Below are 17628 nucleotides of genomic sequence, written 5' to 3' on the forward strand. Positions count from 1 at the left end.
GATGTTACAGTGGCGCATGCCTGGAACGCAGCAGGATTTCGCGGGCCGCTCCGCCCGGGACGCTGTCCGCCGTGCCGTAGCGCTGCTCGATGTGCTGCTGACGGCGGACCCGTCGCCGGATTCGGTAGCCGCAGTACTGGTCGAGCACGGCGAACCGCGGCCTCAGTTGTCCGCGCGCGAGGTCGCTGAGTTACGCGCCGCCGCACTGGAACTGCGGGAGGTCTTCGCCGCCCCGGACGCCGCTTCGGCCGCCGAGGTGCTGAACGCCCTGTTCGCCGCCTACGCCGGACCTCCGCGCCTGACCGCGCACGACGACGACTTCGGCTGGCACCTGCACGTCGACTCGTCCGACGACGGCCCGTGGGGAGCCTGGCTGATCACGTCCTCGGCGCTGGCCCTGGCCACTCTGCTGGCCGACCGCCAAAGCGTCCCCGGCGGCCTGTGCGCGTCGCCGTCGTGCGGAAAACCCTTCGCGCACCTAGGCGGGGGAAGCCCGCGCCGCTATTGTTCTTCTCGTTGCGCCACAAGGGAACGCGTCGCCGCCCATCGCGCCCGGCTAACCTGACCACCATGGAAACCCTTTCCGTGGCGGCATTCACCAGCTTCGTCCGCGCCAACCCGCTAGGCGTCGTCGCCACCACCGCCGCAAACGGCCATCCTGAAGCAGCGCTGGTCAGCTTCGCCGTCACCGAGGACGGGTCGCTGCTGTTCAACGCCAACCTCAGCACCCGCAAGGTCGCCAACCTCCGCGCCAACCCGCGCGCCGCCGCGGTAATCGGCTGTACCGGGTCGATTTCGGTCCAGGCGGAGGGCCTGGCGGTCATCGAATCCGGCGTTGCCCGTCGCGAGGCCGGCCAGATCTACCTGGACCAGTTTCCTGGCTCCCGCGCGCTTGACGAGGCCTTCGCCCTCATCCGGCTGACTCCGGAGTGGCTGCGTTCCTACGACGCCAGCGCCGAACCAGCCCGCGTTATCGAGACCTGGAAGTAGCTGTCCGCCGCACCAACGCAGCCGCCGCGACCGCAACTCGCCGCCCCTTGCCGACGACCGCGCGCCGGTTCAGCACGGCGTAGTCCATCGCCTCGATCTCGTCCAGAATGCCCTCGTACAACGTGATAGCCGTCCGCACACAAGGCCGAGATTCCGGCCGCAGCAACGGAATCCCCGCCTCAGCCCGCCGATACACCGCCCGAGTCCGCGAAACCGCCACTGCAAGCGCTGCCCGCACCCGAGGGTCCAGCCGCCCGCTCCGCCGAGCGTCCAGCAACCTCGCCCGATCCACCCCGAACGCAGCTAGCTCCTCCGTCGGCAAATACAACCGCCCACGGTCGAGATCCTCGCCGACATCGCGCAGGAAATTGGTCAGCTGAAACGCTTCCCCCAACGCCGCCGCGCTAGGCGAAGCCTCCTCCAGCGGCACGACAGTCCCGAACACCGGCAGCATCTGCAGCCCGATCACACAAGCCGAACCGTAGATGTACTCGCCAAGATCAGCGTAAGTCGCGTACTCGGAAACCGTCAAATCCATCCGCATGGAATGCAGAAACGCATCCACCAAAGCACGCCGGATGTCGTAGCGGGACACCGTGTCCGCGAGCGCCGCCAGCACCGGATCGGCCGGGACGCTCCCGTCGTAAACCTCGTCGACGAGCCCGGCGACCTTGTCCAGCGCGACCGCCGGATCGGTGCCGGGCTCGGGGTTGTCGACCAGTTCGTCGGCCATCCGCGCGAAGCCGTACAGCGCGTGCGCGGCCGGCCGAGCCCGCGCCGGAAGCAGCCGCGTGGCAAGGAAAAACGTGCGGCCGTGGTAGGCGTTGATGCGCCGGCATTCCGCATAAGCAGCACGCAGCGCGGGTTCGGCGATGCCGGCCGCGTCGAGTTCGCTCACCGGCCGGTGATCCTTTTCGCGGCGAGCCGTCCGGAGATCAGCACCGGCGGAATGCCGACGCCGGGCGTCGTTCCGCATCCGGCGAGCACCACGTTTTCCGCCGCCCGCACCAGGTTCGCGGGCCGGAACGGGCCGGTCTGGCTGAAGGTGTGCGCGAGCGAGAACGGCGTCCCGGCAGCCAACCCGCGCGCCGCCCAATCGGCCGGAGTGAGCTGTTCGTCCACAATGAACTCTTCGCGGAACCCGGTGAGCCCGCGCGATTCCAGCGTACGCAGCAGTTCTTCGCGATAAGCCGGGCCGACGCGCGACCAGTCGATCGGGCCGGTCTTCAGGTTCGGGGCCGGAGCGAGCACGGAGACGATCTCGCCGCCGTCCCCAGCGAGCGACGGCTCCGTCGCGGTCGGGCGCGTGACCAGCAGCGACGGATCGCTCATCAGCTTGCCCTCGCGGACAATCTCGGCGAAGGTCCGTTCCCACGCCTGGCCGAAGAAGATCGTGTGGTGGTCCAGTTCCGGCCACGAACGGTCCGCGTGCCCGTGCAGCACGAAGGCCGACGGCGAGTACTTCAACGGCAGCACACGCCGCGGACGCGCGCCGATCAGCCGGTACGCCGCCGAAAGCTCTGTCGCGAGCACCACGGCGTCACACTCAATACGCTCGCCCGAACGGGTGCGTACAGCGCGTACGCGCGACGACACCCGCTCAAGCCACGCAGCTTCCGTACCAAACCGCAGCTCGGCTCCAGCGCGCGTCGCGGCGTCGGACATCGCGCGGGCGATCGCGCCCATGCCACCGCGCGGGTAGTAGACGCCGCCGACAGTGTCCATGTACGCGATCACGCCGTACGCGCCGAGCGCGCGCGTCGGGTCGAGACCTGCGTACAGCGCCTGAAAGGAGAAGAGCCGCCGTACGCGCTCGTCGCGTAAGAAGCTGGCGACGCGCGGCCCTAACCGGCCGAAGCCGCCCAGCGCGGCGAGCTTCACCAGTTCCGGACGGACAAGGTCCAGCGGCGAATCGAAGTTCGCGCCGATGAAGTGGTCCTTCTGTGCCGCGTACAGCTCGGTGAGCCACCGCCGCAGCCGCCGGTAGCCGTCCGCCTCGGCCGGACCGGCGAATGACCGGATCTCGGCTTCCATCGCGTCGCCGTCGGTGTGCACCGCGAGCGAGCTGCCGTCGGCGAAGCGAGCCCGGTACGCCGGATCGAGCCTGGTCAGCGGCACAGTGTCGGCCAGCGATTCGCCGACCGCGTGCAGGGCTTCGTCCACCAGCTCCGGCATGGTCAGCACGCTGGCCCCGGTGTCGACCGCGTTCGCGCCGAAGTCCTGCTGCCCGGCCCGTCCGCCGGGCGTCTTCTGCTGCTCCAGCAGCGTCACCCGGCGTCCCGCCCCGAGCAGGTGCAGCGTCGCCGACAGCCCGGCCAGCCCCGCGCCGACGACCACCACGTGGTCGGCGTGCCCGTTCACCGTCCGCATCAGAAGTTCCGCTGGGTAGCCAGCCGGATCAGCCCGGCGAGCGCCGACGGGGCGGGCTCGGCCAGGTGCGCGCGTTCCAGCGCGGCGTTCGCGGAGGCAGTCAGCTCGTCGATCTGGCGTTCCACCGCGGCGACCGCGCCGACTGAGGTCAGCGCCTCGCGGACCTGGTCCACGGTGCCGTTGGTCAGATCCGCGGCCCCGATCGCGTCGGCGATCACCTTGGCCGCGGCGTGGTCGCCCCGCTCCGCGGCCAGCTGCAGGCCCAGCGCTACGAGCAGGGTGCGCTTGCCCTCGCGCAGGTCGTCGCCGGCGGGCTTGCCGGTCACCGACGGGTCGCCGAACACGCCGAGCAGGTCGTCGCGCAGCTGGAAGGCCACGCCCACGTCGCCGCCGAACTCCAGCAGCGTGGCGATCAGCCGGTCGTCCGCCCCGGCGAGCGACGCGCCGAGGTGCAGGGGCCGCTGGACGGTGTACGCGGCGGTCTTGAGCCGGTCGATCCGCAGCGCGGCCTCGGGCGAAGCGTCGCCCACCGCCTGCGTGCGGACGTCGAGGTACTGCCCGGCGAGGACCTCGGTGCGCATCGCGCGCCAGGCCGGCCGAGCCGCCGCGATCGTGGCCGCGGGCAGCGGGGCCTCGGCGAACATGTCGTCGGCCCAGGCCAGCGCCAGGTCGCCCACCAGCACCGCGCTGGCCAGCCCGAACACCGAAGGCGAACCGAGCCAGCCGCGGTCGGCGTGCAGTTTCTCGGCGGCCACGTGCACGGTCGGCCTGCCGCGGCGCGAGTCGGAGGAGTCGATGAGGTCGTCGTGGATCAGCGCGCACGCCTGGATCAGCTCCAGGCTGGCCACCGCCTGCAGCGCGCCCTCGGCGAGCGGACCGGAGGCCGCGCCGCCCGCGCCGCGCCAGCCCCACCAGGCGAACGTCGGGCGGATCCGCTTGCCGCCGCCCAGCACGAAACCGGACAGCGCCTCGATCCCGGCCGCGACGCTCGGCTCGGTGCGCAGGATCTCGGTCCCCGCCCGGCCGAGGAAATCGGCCAGCGCACGCTCCACGTGCAGGGGGAGATCGGCGTCGAATCCGGGCGCGTCCATGCCTTCATCCTCCGCGACGAGGGCGGCCGCGGTCACGCCGGGTGCCCTCGGATGTGGCGCACCAGACGCGCTCAGCCGCTCCGGAACGCGTCAGGACGCCCGCTCGCCGCGAAGTACTCCGCCGCCTCTATCGGTCCGCGCGGCCGGTAGCCGGGTTCGAGGCAGCCCGCGTACCAGTCCTTCGCGAGATGCCACAGCGCGTCGAGCCCGAGCACCTCGCCCGGACTGTCCACACAGGACTCGGCGCAGTACAGCCGCTGCTTCCCCCGATCGCCCGCCAGCTGGTCGGGCGAGGCCGGGAAGTACGCGACCTGCGCGCCCTCAGGCGGCCGGTCCCGCCGCACGACCAGCGCGGACGGCTCGCCGCAGCCCGGACAGCGCGTCGCCACCAGCACCTCGGGCTCGCCGGAGACGAGGTGCGGGATCGCGAACGAATCCCAGGCGCACCCGCCCGACCACATGGTGTGCTCGCCCATCACCGCGAACCCGAGCGGGACCGCCGCGAACGGCGCGGCCAGCGCCACGTGCTCGCATTCGTCGAGCCACAGCCATCTCGGGTCGGCCATCCGGTGCAGCGCCTGTTTCGCCACCGCGAGCGACCCGTGCGCGGCGTCGGCCAGTTCGGGCGCGGTGGGCGGGCGGCCGCGGGAAGCGAACGCGCGGTAGACGGCCACGCGCACGTCTTCGTCCCAGGCCAGATCGTCTTCACTGCTCATGGGCTCGCCTCCCCGGAGGGTTCGCCCCTGACGGTACGCCGCGTGGCCAAGCCCACCCGTCAGCTCTGCCGCGGGTCGAGGCGAGCCACTACCATTTCACCCCATGACGTCGGTGATCGAAAGGCTGCGGGGGGACGGGCCCGCGTTCTCCGTCGAGTTCTTCCCGCCCCGCGACGAGGCCGACGAGGCCGTCCTGTGGAAGGCGATCCGCGAGCTGGAACCGCTGGACCCGGCGTACATGTCGATCACCTACGGCGCGGGCGGTTCGAGCCGCGACGGCACCATCCGCAGCATCGCCCGCGTCGCCACCGAAACCACGCTCTGCCCGATGGCCCACCTGACGGCGGTCGACCATTCGGTGTCCGAACTGCGGAACGTGATCGGCTGGTACGCGGCGGTCGGCGTGCGCAACATCCTCGCGCTGCGCGGCGACCCGCCCGGCGACGTCTACGGCGACTGGGTGCCGCACCCCGAGGGCCTTGCCTACGCCGAGGAACTGGTCGAGCTGGTCCGCTCGCTCGGCGATTTCTGCGTCGGCGTCTCGGCGTTCCCGTACGGCCACCCGCGTTCGGCGGACCTGGAAACGGACACGAAGCACCTGGTCCGCAAGTTCCGCGCGGGAGCCGATTTCGCGATCGCGCAGCTGTTTTTCGAGGCCGAGGACTTCCTGCGGCTGCGCGACCGGGTCGCCGCCGCGGGCTGCGACGCGCTCGTGCTGCCCGGCATCATGCCGCTGACCACGCTGCGGACGCTGCACACCACGATCAAACTCTCCGGGGCCCCGGCGTCGCAGCGGCTGCTCGACCGGCTCGAACCGTTCTCCGGCGACCCCAAGGCGTTCCGCGCGGCCGGCCTCGACTGGGTCACCGAACTGTGCGAGAAACTGATCGCCGAAGGCGTGCCCGACCTGCACTTCTACACCTTCAACCGGTCCAAGGCGACGCGCGAGGTGGTCACCCGGCTCGGACTGGTGCCCGCCCGCGCGTAACTCCGTGGGCTCGGGACGCGCCAGGCCGGTAGCGTGCCGGACATGGCTTCCACCGAACAGAGCGTTCCGGAGATCTGCGACCGGTACGTCGACGATTACGTGGCCGTGGACCCGGTCGCGGCCACTATGCTCGGCGTCGCGGGCTACGACGACCAGCTGACCGACTATTCGCCCGCGGGCCACGACGCCCGCGCGGACCTGGCGCGGCGCGCGCTGGCCGCGGTGACCGCCGCGGAACCGGCGGACGCGGGGGAGCGGGTCGCGAAGGCCGTCTTCAGCGAGCGGATCGGCCTCGAGCTGGAGATCCACGACGCGGGTCTCGACGCCGCTTCGCTCAACGTGATCGAGAGCCCGGTGCAGGGCCTGCGGATGGTCTTCGACCTGATGCCGACCGACACCCCGGACGACTGGGCGAACGTCGCGGCCCGGCTGCCGAAGGTGCCCGAGGCGCTCGCCGGCGTCCGCGCGTCGCTGCTGGCCTCCGCCGACAAGGGGCGGGTTTCGGCGCTGCGGCAGGTCTCGAAGGTCGCCGAGCAGTGCGAGACGTGGGCCGGGCTCAAGGACGGACCCGGGTTCTTCGCCAGCATGGTCGCCGGCGCGGGGGTCGATTCGCTCAAGTCCGAACTGGCCGCGGGCGCGCGGGCCGCGGACGAGGCGTTCGCGGAGTTCGCCGGATTCCTGCGCGCCGAGCTCGCCCCGAAGGCCCCGGTCAAGGACGCCGTCGGCGAGGACACCTACCGGCTGTGGTCGCGCTACTTCATCGGCGCGGAGCTGGACCTGCGCGAGGCGTACGAGTGGGGCTGGCACGAATTCTCGCGGCTGGAAACGGAAATGCGCGCGGTCGCGAACCGCATCAAGCCCGGCGCGACGCCCGCGGAGGCCGCCGCGGTGCTCGACGCCGACCCGCGCTACCGCGTCCAGGGCCGCCCGCAGTTCGAGGCGTGGATGCAGCAGCTGTCCGACGACGCGCTGAAGTCGTTGCGCGGCAAGCACTTCGACATCCCGGACCGGCTGATGGCGCTGGAGTGCAAGATCGCCCCGCCCGGCGGCGGCGTCGGCGCGTACTACACCGGACCCAGCGAGGACTTCAGCCGCCCCGGCCGGATGTGGTGGTCGCTTCCCGCGGACCGCAACGAATTCACGACGTGGCGCGAGGTTTCGACGGTCTACCACGAGGGCGTCCCCGGCCACCACCTGCAGATCGCGACCGCGGTCAACCAGGCCGAGACGCTCACGAAGTACCAGCGGCTCATGACGTTCATCTCGGCGCACGGCGAAGGCTGGGCGCTGTACGCGGAACGCCTGATGGAAGAGCTGGGCTACCTCTCGGACGACGGCAACCTGCTGGGCATGCTGTCCGAGCAGATGTTCCGCGCCGCCCGCGTCGTGGTCGACCTCGGCATGCACCTGGAGCTGGAAATCCCGGCGGGCACCGGATTCCACGAGGGCGAGCGCTGGACGCCCGACCTGGGCCTGGAGTTCATGCTGACCCGCACGATCACCGACCACGCGCACATCCACGACGAGATCGACCGCTACCTCGGCTGGCCGGGCCAGGCCCCCGCGTACAAGCTCGGCGAACGCCTGTGGCTCGCGGCCCGCGACGACGCCCGCGCGCGGCAGGGTTCGGCGTTCGACATCAAGCAGTTCCACACCAAGGCCCTGCAGATGGGCGGCATGGGGCTGGACACGTTGCGCGAGCAGCTGGCGCAGCTGGACTGAGACTGCTTTCCCGGGCCGGTGCTTCGCGCGCCGGCCCGGGTGTCTATCACACATGGTTACCGCTCAGTTCATCAAAACCGCCCGGTTGGACCTGCTGCCGCTGTCCGTCTCGCATGCCGAAGAGATGGCGTCGGTGCTGTCCGACCCGGTCCTGCACACGTACATCGGCGGCGCTCCAGACTCGTTGGCAGCTCTCCGCTCGCGCTACCGGCGGATGACCGCGGGCTCGCCCGATCCGGCGGTGTCCTGGCTGAACTGGGTGATTCAGCTGCGCGATTCCGGCCTGGCGGGCACTGTCCAGGCGACGATCGACGGTTCTGTCGCCGAAATCGCCTGGGTGGTGGGAACTCCGTGGCAGGGCCGGGGCATCGCCACCGAAGCCGCGCGAGCTCTGGTCGGCTGGCTGGTCCAGCAGCCGGTGGACGCGATCGTCGCGCACATCCACCCGGAAAACCGGGCCTCCGCCGCCGTGGCCGCCGCGATCGGGCTCACCGCCACTGACGAGTGGCAGGACGGCGAAATCCGCTGGCGCCGCACGCCGCAAACCCGTTGATCGTCTCCGCTGCCTCTGGTTAAGCTCCCGTCCGTGCAGTGGCTTCTCGTCGTCATCCCACCACCAGCCTCCTGAGCGGGGCAGTTTTCGCCGCGTGCGCCCGAAACCGGGCCCGCGGCCACCGGATGACGTCCTGAACCGGCCTACGCACGCTGCCCCGCGTCGTCGATTTCCGATTCCTTCGACGCAGGAGCCCACTTCCGAATGTCTGTTCTCGTACCTTCGCGCGCCCGCTCGTCGGCCGCCCTCGTCGTAGCCGGTGTGCTCTGGGGAACCGGCGGCCTGTCCGGCTCGCTGCTCGCCCAGAAAGCCGGCCTGCACCCGCTGGCCGTCGCCACCTACCGCCTGCTCATCGGCGGTGCCGCGAGCGCGGTCTATGTCGGTCTCACCGGCGGACTTCGCCTTCCCACCAAGCAAAACTGGCGCCGTCTCGTCCTCATCGGCGCACTCTTCGCCCTCTTTCAAGCCAGCTACTTCGCCGCTGTCGCACTCAGTTCGGTCAGCACGGCGACGATGACCACGATCGGTGCTGCACCCGTTGTGCTCACTGTGTTTTCCGCCGTTCGGCACCGCCGCGCACCCCGGTTGTGGACGCTGGTGTCCGTCGGCGGCGCGGTCGCGGGGCTGGTGCTGTTGCGCTGGTCGCCGGAAAGCGCGACGTCACCCGTCCGATTGGTCGGCGGCCTCGGCTTCGCATTGCTCGCGGCGACCGGGTTCGCCGTGCTCACGCTCGTCACGGCGAAGCCTGTCGACGGCCTCGATCCGTTGGCTACCACGGCCTTCGGCTGCCTGACCGGCGGTTTGCTGCTGACGCCCGCCGCGCTGTGGCTCGGCATGGGCCTGCCCGCCAGCGCCGACGTGCTCCTGCTGGCCGTGTATTTCGGCGCGGTCCCGACAGCCGTCGCGTATGCCGCGTACTTCCGCGGCCTCGGCGGTGCCCACCCGGTGCTGGGCGCGCTGTCCGCGCTGCTCGAACCGCTTACCGCGTCCGTGCTTTCGGTCGTTTTCCTGCACGAACGGCTGAGCGCGTTCGCGTGGGGCGGCGCGGTGCTGCTCGTCGCCGCGCTCGCGGTCGGCTACTGGCGACCCGAGCCCCGGTGAGCATCATTCACGGACTGCCCGCATTTTTGGAGATTTCGCCACGAACGGGTGACGGATTCCGCTACGGTGCCGCGCATGATCACCGAAAACCGAATATTCCGGGCATCGACGCTGGCTGCTGGGGTGGCTCTGCTGGCGTTGCTCGCGGGCTGCGGCGGCTCGACCGCGGGCACCGCCGCCACGGATTCTCCCACCTCCGAAGCGAAACCCCCGATCACCGACCCCGCGGTGCAGGCGGCGGCCCTGCGAACCGTGGATCCGTGCGCGCTGCTGGACAGCAAGACCCTCGGCGGCGTCGGCACCCCGGACCAGTCGAGCGTTTCCTCCTCCGAATGGGGCGAGTGCAGCGTCGACGTCAAGGACTCCGGCGGCAAGACCGTCGAGCTGGTGCTGCGCGTCGGCGACCAGATGATCCTGTCGAAGGACCCGTCCGAGAAGCTCGAAGGCCTTCCGCTGGTCGTCGACAACGACAAGCCCGGGTCGTGCTGGGTCTCGGTCGTGACGTCGTTCGAACAGTCGCTGGGGATCACGTTCCAGACCAAGGCAGCCGGCGACGCCTGCGCGCCGGGCCGCGCGGCGCTGACCAAGGTCGTGCAGGCCCTGCACGGCACTCCGCCGCAGTACAAACAGGTGCCCGGCTCCGTGCTGAAGACCGACCCGTGCGCGGCGGCGGGCAAGCAGGCCGTGGAGACCGCGCTGGGGCAGAAGTCCTTCGTAGAGCCCAAGAGCCTGCACGAATGCGACTTCTGGTCCGGCGACGGCACCCACTATCCGCAGGTGTCGGTGCACCTGTACCAAGGCCTGCCCGCCGACGCCGGAGACGGCCAGCCCGCCGACCTCGGCGGCGGCGTCACGGCCATCCAGAAGAAGGACGCGGACAGCAGCGTGGTCAGCTGCGACGCGACCTGGCGCAAGGTCGAGACTCCGAAGGAGGACGAGGCTCACGGGTACGGCGAAATCGTCTCCGTGCAGTTCAGCGGCGAGCCTGAAAGCGGCCTCGACACCGCCACCGCCTGCACAAAGGCGGTCGCCGTGGCCAAGACTGTGGCACCGTCACTCGGCCACGCCTGATCGCTGGCGCGCACGGCCTCTGGGGGCCGTTTCTTGCGGTAGCTGAGCGCGCCGCACGCCCGGTCCGGCACTGGGCGTGCGGCGTCCTAAGCCTCTTCGAGCGGCAGCGACCGCCCGAGAATCGCGAACGGCCGCGGATCGCCGGTGAACTGGTAGTCGCGCAGAACGTCGACGAACCCCATGCGCCGGTACAGCTTCCACGCCCGGCTCGTGCCCTCCGGCGTGGAGAGCAGGACGTTCGCGCTGGGGACGCCGTCGAGCAGCCGGCGCAGCAGGTCCTCGCCGATCTGCTTGCCCTGGTTCTCCGGGCGCACGTGGATCTCGGTGAGCTCGAAGTAGTCCGTCAGCCAGCGCTCGGCTTCCTCCGTACCCGCGCGGCGGGTGAGGCCGTGCCGGACCTGCTCGTGCCACCACTGTCCCGCGCGGCCCTTGTAGCCGTACGCGACTCCGAGCAGCACGCCGTTGTCGTCGAGGGCCGCCATGCAGCGCCAGCCTTCACGCAGCGCATGGGTGAGCCACATCGGCGCGCGCTGCTCGGCCGTGCCCTCGGGGTAGTGCATCGCGTTCACGTAGATCGCCAGCGCTTCCGGCAGCCGGGAGCGGAACTCGTCGGCGGAGAGCTGCACGTACCGGGAGCACCCGGAGGAGGACATGGCGGTCACAGTCGCCCATCCTCCCCTTCGCCCGCCAGCTCGCCAGGGGTGCCCCCGGTGAGCGTGACGAGCGCGTCGAACGTGGTCGGGAAGACCGATTTCGGATGCCCCGCCGCGGCCCACACCTCGGGATGCTCGCGCAACGCCGTGTCCACGAGCGTCACGAGCCGCTCCGGATGCCCGACCGGAGCGACGCCCCCGATCGGCTGTCCCGTGTGCTCCCGGACGAACGCCGCGTCCGCCTTGCCGACCTCCGCGACGCCCGCGAGTTCCGCCAGCCGGGACTCCTTCGCCCGATGCGCCCCCGAGGTGAGGGCAAGCAACGCGACCTCAGCCCCGTCGCTCGTGCGGGCCCGGAAAACGAGACTGTTGGCAATAGCGCCGACCGGCACGCCGAGCGCCTCCGCGGCCTGCGCGGCAGTGCGCACCTCGGCGGGCAGCACCCGCACTCCGTCAGCGGCGGCGTGCTGCCCGGCCTCGCCCAGCGCGGCGGTGACCTTGGCGACAGCGGGATGGTCGTGGGTGCTCACCCGGTTATGAGACCACGTCGGTGCAGCCGTGTCCCGCACCACGCGCCCCGATTCCACCGGCGGGGTTGAGCGGATTCGCCGGCGCGGCTACTCTGGAAACAGATCGAACAGACGTTCGATACCCGGTGGGAGCGCACCGGCCGGTCCCGGGGTGGGGGAAGCACCTCGGGCACCCGGCCGGGCCCACCCGAGCAGGAGGAGGGTCGCCATGTCCGTCTCGGTCGTGTCCCCCGCGGACCGTGCTCCAGAGGGACGCCCAGACCGGCTCGGCGCGGTTGGCGAACAGCTGACGTTCGGCGCGGCGGTGCAGCCGGGGAGTGCTGTGGAGAGCGCTTCGGAGAGTGCTGAGGGTGCCTCTGCCCCGGCCGCTTCGCCGGTCGGCTCTGCCCGACGTGCTGCCCCGGAAACTGGCCCAGGACTGTGGCCCGCGCCGGCAAACAACTCCGCGGTGCCGTCGGTGTCCTCGGTGAGCCCTGCTCGCTCTGCTGCTCCGGCGGCTGATCCCGCGCTGCCCTTTGCGTCGGAGGACCTCTCCGCCGCGCCATCTGCCAATCTCGCTCTTCAGCCGGAGATCACCCCGGCATCAAGGCCGCCGGAGAACCGCTCCACCACACTGCCTGCTGCTGCGGCCGGTTCCCTCTATCAGCCCGAGCTCCTCCCCGCAGTTTCCCCAACCGCCGAGCCGTCGGAGAGCATCTCTGCCGCGGCGGCCGACCCCGCGCCCGTGCGCACCCCGGCCGGTGCCCCAGTCTCCAAGTTGTCGGAGGACCGTTCCGCTGCGCTTTCTGCTGCAATGGCCGATCCCGATCCCGCACCCGTGCGCACTCCAGCAGGTGCCCCGGTCTCCAGGTCGTCGAAGAACCGCTCCGCTGCACCTTCTGCCGCAGCAGCCAACCCCGCGCCCCAGCCCGAGCGCACTCCGGCCGATTCCCCAACCCCCAGGCCCACCGTGCACCACGTCCCCGAACCCGCCCTGCCCAGCTCTCCGCCCCCGAGGCAGGTCGTCCACCGCACCCGAGCCGCCGTCCGTCCCTCCGCCGAACCGTCCGCCCGTCGCTCCGGCGCCCAGGGCCAGCCGCAACTTCCGCTGTCCCTGCGCCCGCCGACCCCGCCCGAAGCGGTCACCCTCCTCGCCCAGGCCAACCGCGGACTCGACCACGCGGAAAACGAACGAGACCCGGCCGAACGCTTCATCGGCGCCTACCTCGCCGCCCTGCGCGGCGCGGGTGCGGTGCTCGCCGTCCGGGGCCGTCCGCGCCGGGGACGGGGCCGGCCGGCCAGCGGGTGGGTGCTGCTCGACGCCGTCGCCCCCGAACTGCGCGAGTGGTCGGCGTTCTTCGCCGACCACTCCGAAACCCGGGCCGCCGCCGAAGCGGGGATCACCGGCCGCGTCACCGCCGAACTGGCCGCGGGCCTCCTGCAGGCGACCGCCCAGTTCCTCGAATTGGTCCGCCGGGTCGTGCACGGCCTGCCGATGTCCGGGGAAGCCCATGTCGCGTGAACTCGGCACGGTCGACCACGGCCGGTTGCTCGAGGCGTTCTCCGCGGAGGCGCGGCTGCTGGGGGAGGCGGCGCACTCGGCGTCGCCCGATTCGCCGGTGCCCACCGCCCCGGGCTGGACGTTGAACGAGCTGCTCAAGCACGTCGGCGCCGTGTACTGGCAGGTGCTCGGCTGGATCCGCGAGGGCCGCCGTCCCGAATCGTGGCGAGAGCCCCTTCCCGGCCAGCCGGTGGTCGATTTCTACTCCGCCGCCCGCACCGAACTCGAGCTCGAACTGGCCGACCACGACCCGGCCTCCCGAGCCGCCACCTGGTGGTCCGCCGACCCGACCCACGGTTTCTGGCGCCGCCGGATGCTCCACGAAACCCTCGTGCACCGAGTCGATGCCGAAAACGCGGCCGGAACCGGCGACTCGACAGTCCCGGACGACCTGGCCGCCGACGGCGTCGACGAGGCCCTCACCCTCTACTTCGGACACAAGCTCACCACCATGGGCATCTCGGGAACCCGAAACGGCACAGTCGGTTTCCACACCGGAGGCCACAGCTGGATCGCGAGAGCGGGCCCCGGCGAAACAGAAGCCTGGCGCTGCTCTCCGCGGGACGCCGACGCCGCGGACGCGGTAGTCACCGGCTCGCCCGAGAACGTGTACCTCTGGCTCTGGGGAAGAGTCCCGGTGACCATGGTCCACACCGACGGCGACCACGAGCTGTCCGCTCAGGCCTGGGCACTGCTGCGACTGGCCACCAGGTGACCGCCTAGAACCGAAAGTGGGGAAGCTTCTCGGTTTCTCACCGGCCACCTGGCGATCCGGCTGTGCCGGCAAGCGCGATACCCCCGCGCTTGCCGGCACAGTTCTTTCACCCGATCCGGCCAGCCGGCGATCCGCCGTTTTTGTCGGACCTCCCCGTTACCGTGGCGACATGGCACCACGTCTGGTCAACCTGGCCATCGCCGCAGAAGAACCAGCACGCCTGGCCCGATTCTGGTCCGAACTCCTGGGCTGGCACACCACCGCCGAATCCCCGGACGAGGTCACCGTCCACCCGTCACCCGGCGACGGCTGCGATCTCACCCTGGTCTTCGTCCCGGCCTCCCGCCCGAAGACCACCAAAAACCGGCTCCATCCAGACCTCTCCAGCACCTCCGCCCAGAACCAGCGCGAAACAGTCGCCCGAGCCGTTTCCCTAGGCGCACGCCCCATCGACATCGGCCAGCACAACGTCCCGTGGATCGTCCTGGCCGACCCTGAAGACAACGAGTTCTGCGTGCTGGAACCCCGCCAGGAATACGCCAATTCCGGTGCTCTGGCGGCGATCGTCGTCGACGCAGAGGATCCCGCACGCCTAGCCCGCTTCTGGTCCCCGCTCACAGCTTGGCCCATCACCGCCGAAGAGCCCGCCATCACCACCCTGAGCAACCCCTCCGGCCGCGGCCCCACGCTCGAATTCCTCCGCGCGAAAACCCCGAAGCACGGCAAAAACCGTCTCCACCTGGAGCTGGCTCCGGCCCGCGACGACGACTCCGCCGCCGAAACCCGCCGCCTCCAAGCCGCTGGTGCCCACCTGGTCGGCCAGACCGACTTCACTGACCCGGAAGACAACGAATTCCGCCTGCTCGCCCCACGCTGATCCGCGCCACGTTTCCCGCAGATCACGCATTCCCGGGCACCCTCTGACACACCCGAAACACCACAGGACGCCCCCGGTTACGTGCGTCGGGAACGGTAAGTCCCATGGACATGCCTTCGACGCCCCGCAGCCTCCTCGCAAACGCCCTTCCCGACGAGCCTCCGCACCTCGCGCGCTCCGAATCAAACCCCAGCAACCCCAAGGAAAACCGCCCACCGGCCCGAGCCTGGCGAGTACGCGTACGCTCCGACGACTACCCCGGAACGCTGGCCCGCTTCGCGATCCGGCTAGCCGACCTCGAATGCCGCATCGTCGGCCTCACCAGACACCCCATACCCGGCGGCGTCCTGGACGAGTTCGTGCTGCGCCCCGCAACCGGTCTGCCCCAACACCTCCTGATAGACGCCCTCCGCGACGAAGGCGGCGATTGCCTGGGAATGACCGAAACCGCCATCCCCGAACTCCGCGCACCAGCTCCCACCCCCGAGGATTCGATCGCCGAGGCCGCCGCCCGAGAACTCCTCGCCCTGATCACGGACACCCCCGCCCCCGACCGGACGGCAGCCGCTGCGCCTGATACCGGGGAACACGGTGTTCCGGACGCAACTGCGTTCCGCGCCGACCGGGAGATGCGCGCTGAGATTCCTGCGCGCGAACGCCATCCTTCGTCCGCGTCGGCGGCTGACCAGACGCCCCGTTCTGAAGCCGACGCCAGCGAACGCTCTGCGACAAATCCGCTCCCGGGCGCGGAGAACCCGCCCGCGGGTTCCGTCGTCGGAGAATTGCGCGGCCCTGGAGCAAGTGCTTTTTCTGCCGATCGAGAGGCCACCTCCGGCACCGGCGTCCGGAACCGTGCTGCAGTCCAGCCGCTCGCGCTGGGGGAGTCCGATGGCCACGCTGCGGTCCGGGAGCCTGCTGCAGCTCAATCGCTCGCGCTGGGGAAGTCCGATGGCGATGCCGCGGTCCGGGAGCCTGCCGCAGCTCAACCCCTTGCGCTGGGGAAGTCCGATAGCGACGCCGCGGTCCGGAACCCTGCCGCAGCTCAACCGCTCGCGCTGGGAAAGTCCGATGACGATGCCGCAATCCGGGAGTCGCCTGCCTCGGCGGTGAACGGATTCGCCGCTGTTCAGGAGGCCGCAATCGGAGCCGGTACCGCGGAACTCCGTGTGCCGACTGCGCTCCCCGTCGCGGGGGAGTTGTGCATCGGGACTGGAGACCTGCGCGCCCCGGCAGCACCCGTACGCGCCGCCGCGCGAGAGGCGGCTGTCGAAACCAGCGTTTGCGGACTTCGCGATTCGACCGCAACGGCCCTCAGCGCCGCTCGGCGGGCGATTGCTGATCCCGGTTGTCGTGCTCCGATGCTGCGGTCGGTCCTGTCCGCCGACCTCGTCACGCTGGTTCCCGCGAACGAATCCAACCCGGCGCGCACGGAGGGCGGGCACCGGGCGGTCTTTCCCTTCGGCGACGGGCAGGCGTTCGTCGCGCGGCGGCGATGGGTGGCGTTCGCCGAATCCGAACTTGCTCAGGCTGCGGCGTTCCTGGAATTACTCGCCGCGGCGGAGCAGAATCTGGCCGGGCCGATGGTGCTTGACCGTCCGGACGGGGCCGCGGTCGTTCTGCGGATCGGTACTCCGCGCGACATCGATGCGATCGGCGCGGTGCATCTTCGCTGTTCGGCGAAGACATTGTTCAACCGCTACCACACCGGGCTGCGTACGGTTCCCCGAAAATGGCTGCACCGCTTGCTCATGCCGCCGCGCGGAACCAGCTTGCTCGCGGTGTGCGGCCGGGACGTGATCGGGTTCGGGCAGCTCATCCCTCAGCGCGACGGCACGGCCGAGGTGTCGCTGCTCGTCGAGGATGCTTGGCAGCGACAAGGAATCGGCACGGCATTGCTCACTCGGCTGGTCGCCCTCGCCGGGGCGGACGGGACCACGGAACTGATCGCGGTCTGTCTTCCGGGCAACGACGCGATGGTCCGGACTGCTGCTCGCGCCGGACTGCACGTCGAAACCAGCCCGGACGACGACACGGTGCTGCGACTCCTCGCCGCCCAGACGACCCAGATGCCCAGGGCTCCGCGGACGGTCAGCGGTTCCAGAACCAGTCTTTGCCCCGCGCCTCGCGCAGCGCCTGCTTCTTCCGGTCGGGAGTGAGCCGGTCGAGGTAGAGCTTTCCGTCGAGGTGGTCGGTTTCGTGCTGGAGGCATTGGGCCAGCACATCGACGCCCTCGACCTCGATCGGCTCGTTGCGCAGGTCGACGCCGCGCACGACGGCGTGCTTCGCGCGGACTGTCGGGAACCACAGCTCCGGCACGGACAGGCAGCCCTCGCCGATCTCGTGCGTCTCCTCGGAGAGATGGGCGATCTCCGGGTTGATGACGTACCCGGTCAACCCGCCGACGTCGTAGCTGAACACCCGCAGCCCGACCCCGATCTGCGGTGCCGCGAGCCCCGCCCGGCCCTCCGGCTGCACGCTGTCGAGGAGGTCCTTCACCAGCGCCTCGATCTTGCTGTCGAACGTGGTCACCGGGTCGCACACGGACTTGAGCACCGGGTCACCGAAGTAGCGCAACTCGCGCATCGCCATGATCGAACGTCCTTTTGTCCACCGAGGGGCCACGAGAAGTCTAGTGACACCACCTGCTTCCCCGACGCGGGTCCGCCGCGCGCCCGCTGACCGCACGACGAAGACGGCCGGTCGGGCGGGAC

Annotated in this window: 19 protein-coding genes; 11 read left to right on the forward strand and 8 right to left on the reverse strand. The window is 70.6% G+C overall.

Annotation, left to right across the window (positions count from 1 at the left end):
* The first annotated feature begins 16 nt into the window (after positions 1-16).
* Positions 17-565: a CGNR zinc finger domain-containing protein gene (locus ACFXI3_RS12915; protein ID WP_378399637.1), complete on the forward strand. Its 549-nt coding sequence runs from the start codon at positions 17-19 to the stop codon at positions 563-565.
* Positions 566-570: 5 nt separating this feature from the next.
* Positions 571-990: a pyridoxamine 5'-phosphate oxidase family protein gene (locus ACFXI3_RS12920; protein ID WP_378399638.1), complete on the forward strand. Its 420-nt coding sequence runs from the start codon at positions 571-573 to the stop codon at positions 988-990.
* Here ACFXI3_RS12920 and ACFXI3_RS12925 read toward each other — a convergent pair.
* The 4 genes from ACFXI3_RS12925 to ACFXI3_RS12940 form a co-directional block, all read right to left on the reverse strand.
* Positions 971-1888 carry a phytoene/squalene synthase family protein gene (locus ACFXI3_RS12925; RefSeq protein WP_378399639.1) on the reverse strand — a complete coding sequence of 306 codons (918 nt, stop codon included), beginning with the start codon at positions 1886-1888 and terminating at the stop codon, positions 971-973. The two genes, ACFXI3_RS12920 and ACFXI3_RS12925, sit on opposite strands and share 20 nt — an antisense overlap.
* On the reverse strand, positions 1885-3360 hold the full coding sequence (crtI, locus tag ACFXI3_RS12930; RefSeq protein WP_378399640.1) for a phytoene desaturase family protein: 1476 nt from the start codon (positions 3358-3360) through the stop codon (positions 1885-1887). The genes ACFXI3_RS12925 and crtI overlap by 4 nt, the downstream gene beginning before the upstream one ends.
* Positions 3360-4451 carry a polyprenyl synthetase family protein gene (locus ACFXI3_RS12935; RefSeq protein WP_378399641.1) on the reverse strand — a complete coding sequence of 364 codons (1092 nt, stop codon included), beginning with the start codon at positions 4449-4451 and terminating at the stop codon, positions 3360-3362. Before ACFXI3_RS12935 ends, crtI begins: the two co-directional genes overlap by 1 nt.
* Before the next feature lie 71 nt (positions 4452-4522).
* The gene (locus tag ACFXI3_RS12940) at positions 4523-5167 is read right to left on the reverse strand and encodes a hypothetical protein (protein WP_378399642.1); all 645 of its coding nucleotides are present in this window, start codon (positions 5165-5167) and stop codon (positions 4523-4525) included.
* Positions 5168-5270: 103 nt separating this feature from the next.
* On the opposite strand from ACFXI3_RS12940, the gene ACFXI3_RS12945 reads away from it, so the two are divergent.
* From ACFXI3_RS12945 to ACFXI3_RS12965, 5 genes are all read left to right on the forward strand, one after another.
* Positions 5271-6155 carry a methylenetetrahydrofolate reductase gene (locus ACFXI3_RS12945; RefSeq protein ID WP_344268051.1) on the forward strand — a complete coding sequence of 295 codons (885 nt, stop codon included), beginning with the start codon at positions 5271-5273 and terminating at the stop codon, positions 6153-6155.
* Between the two features lie 42 nt (positions 6156-6197).
* Positions 6198-7877, forward strand: coding sequence for a DUF885 domain-containing protein (locus tag ACFXI3_RS12950; RefSeq protein WP_378399643.1), 1680 nt, complete (start codon positions 6198-6200; stop codon positions 7875-7877).
* Positions 7878-7929: 52 nt separating this feature from the next.
* Positions 7930-8430 carry a GNAT family N-acetyltransferase gene (locus tag ACFXI3_RS12955; RefSeq protein WP_378399644.1) on the forward strand — a complete coding sequence of 167 codons (501 nt, stop codon included), beginning with the start codon at positions 7930-7932 and terminating at the stop codon, positions 8428-8430.
* Between the two features lie 204 nt (positions 8431-8634).
* A complete protein-coding gene (locus ACFXI3_RS12960; RefSeq protein ID WP_378399645.1) occupies positions 8635-9531 on the forward strand; it encodes a DMT family transporter in 897 nt (298 codons plus the stop codon).
* Positions 9532-9606: 75 nt separating this feature from the next.
* Positions 9607-10602 (forward strand): DUF3558 family protein, encoded by a 996-nt coding sequence (locus tag ACFXI3_RS12965; RefSeq protein ID WP_378399646.1) that lies wholly within the window; start codon positions 9607-9609, stop codon positions 10600-10602.
* An 86-nt stretch (positions 10603-10688) separates the two neighbouring features.
* On the opposite strand, the gene ACFXI3_RS12970 is transcribed toward ACFXI3_RS12965, so the two are convergent.
* The gene (locus tag ACFXI3_RS12970; protein WP_344268041.1) at positions 10689-11264 is read right to left on the reverse strand and encodes a GNAT family N-acetyltransferase; all 576 of its coding nucleotides are present in this window, start codon (positions 11262-11264) and stop codon (positions 10689-10691) included.
* On the reverse strand, positions 11261-11785 hold the full coding sequence (locus ACFXI3_RS12975; RefSeq protein ID WP_378399647.1) for a YbaK/EbsC family protein: 525 nt from the start codon (positions 11783-11785) through the stop codon (positions 11261-11263). Before ACFXI3_RS12975 ends, ACFXI3_RS12970 begins: the two co-directional genes overlap by 4 nt.
* Before the next feature lie 949 nt (positions 11786-12734).
* Between ACFXI3_RS12975 and ACFXI3_RS12980 the strand changes: the two genes are divergently transcribed.
* From ACFXI3_RS12980 to ACFXI3_RS12990, 3 genes are all read left to right on the forward strand, one after another.
* The gene (locus tag ACFXI3_RS12980; RefSeq protein ID WP_344268037.1) at positions 12735-13286 is read left to right on the forward strand and encodes an SAV_6107 family HEPN domain-containing protein; all 552 of its coding nucleotides are present in this window, start codon (positions 12735-12737) and stop codon (positions 13284-13286) included.
* Entirely contained in the window at positions 13276-14040 is a 765-nt protein-coding gene (locus tag ACFXI3_RS12985) for a maleylpyruvate isomerase N-terminal domain-containing protein (protein WP_378399648.1), read from the forward strand. The genes ACFXI3_RS12980 and ACFXI3_RS12985 overlap by 11 nt, the downstream gene beginning before the upstream one ends.
* Positions 14041-14209: 169 nt before the next feature.
* A complete protein-coding gene (locus ACFXI3_RS12990; RefSeq protein WP_378399649.1) occupies positions 14210-14917 on the forward strand; it encodes a VOC family protein in 708 nt (235 codons plus the stop codon).
* 287 nt (positions 14918-15204) lie between these two features.
* Here ACFXI3_RS12990 and ACFXI3_RS12995 read toward each other — a convergent pair whose 3' ends face one another.
* On the reverse strand, positions 15205-15579 hold the full coding sequence (locus tag ACFXI3_RS12995; RefSeq protein WP_378399650.1) for a hypothetical protein: 375 nt from the start codon (positions 15577-15579) through the stop codon (positions 15205-15207).
* Between the two features lie 696 nt (positions 15580-16275).
* On the opposite strand from ACFXI3_RS12995, the gene ACFXI3_RS13000 reads away from it, so the two are divergent.
* Positions 16276-17073, forward strand: coding sequence for a GNAT family N-acetyltransferase (locus ACFXI3_RS13000; RefSeq protein ID WP_378399651.1), 798 nt, complete (start codon positions 16276-16278; stop codon positions 17071-17073).
* Here ACFXI3_RS13000 and def read toward each other — a convergent pair.
* Positions 17006-17506 (reverse strand): peptide deformylase, encoded by a 501-nt coding sequence (def, locus tag ACFXI3_RS13005; RefSeq protein WP_037809726.1) that lies wholly within the window; start codon positions 17504-17506, stop codon positions 17006-17008. The two genes, ACFXI3_RS13000 and def, sit on opposite strands and share 68 nt — an antisense overlap.
* Positions 17507-17628 lie beyond the last annotated feature (122 nt).

This window comes from Amycolatopsis sp. NPDC059235, from assembly GCF_042754125.1.
Lineage (GTDB): Bacteria > Actinomycetota > Actinomycetes > Mycobacteriales > Pseudonocardiaceae > Amycolatopsis > Amycolatopsis albidoflava.